Raw genomic sequence first — 854 nt, forward strand, 5'->3', positions numbered from 1 at the left:
TAGGTTCAGGACCTATTAAATAGCTTGCATGATTGGTAGAAGGTTGATTCAATGGTGGCATCAAAGGAGGTGCCGCTGATGAGTGATCTGTTTATGTTGAGCAAGGCGCAGATGCGCCGGATAGAGCCATATTTCCCGTTATCGCACGGAGTTCCGAGAGTTGATGACCGGCGTGTATTGAGTGGCATTGTCTTCGTGATCCGTAATGGGTTGCGTTGGCGCGATGCCCCTGCAGCCTATGGCCCTCATAAGACGATCTATAATCGCTTTATCCGCTGGAGCCGTATGGGTGTGTTCAACAAGATATTCTCTGCTCTGGCAGCTACCAGCGATGCCGATGACGTGCTGATGATTGATGCCACGCACTTGAAAGCGCATCGCACCGCTGCCAGCCTTTTAAAAAAGGGTCTGTTTCCAGATATATCGGAAGAACGAAGGGCGGCTTAAACTCCAAGCTCCATGCCGTGTGTGACGGGTCAGGCAGGCCGTTGGTCCTGTGTTTAAGCGAAGGGCAGATGAGCGATCATATCGGTGCAAAGCTCACATATTCCGCGCTACCCGATCATGCCCTCTGCATGATCGGGGACAAAGGCTATGACAGCGACGAGTATCGCGCCGCCCTGCAGGCCAAAGGCATCACGCCGTGCATCCCGCCGCGAAAGGGACGGATATTACCCGCTGACTTCGACAAAACCCTCTACCGGCAACGTCACAAAATCGAGAATATGTTCGGACGCATCAAGGACTGGAGGCGTATCCACACCCGCTATGACCGATGCGCACATACCTTCATGTCCGCCATCGCAATCGCAGCTACCGTCATCTTCTGGCTCAGTTAATGAGTCCTGACCCTA

General features: G+C 53.2%; 1 protein-coding gene. It reads left to right on the forward strand.

Features of this window, described 5'->3' with window-relative positions; translation table 11 throughout:
• Positions 1-78: 78 nt before the first annotated feature.
• A protein-coding gene (locus tag C8024_RS07950) for an IS5 family transposase (RefSeq protein WP_100095349.1) occupies positions 79-839 on the forward strand; the annotation gives its coding sequence in 2 pieces (ribosomal slippage) (positions 79-412 and positions 412-839; 762 coding nt in all).
• Positions 840-854 lie beyond the last annotated feature (15 nt).

This window comes from Sphingopyxis sp. BSNA05 (assembly GCF_013265645.1).
Lineage (GTDB): Bacteria > Pseudomonadota > Alphaproteobacteria > Sphingomonadales > Sphingomonadaceae > Parasphingorhabdus.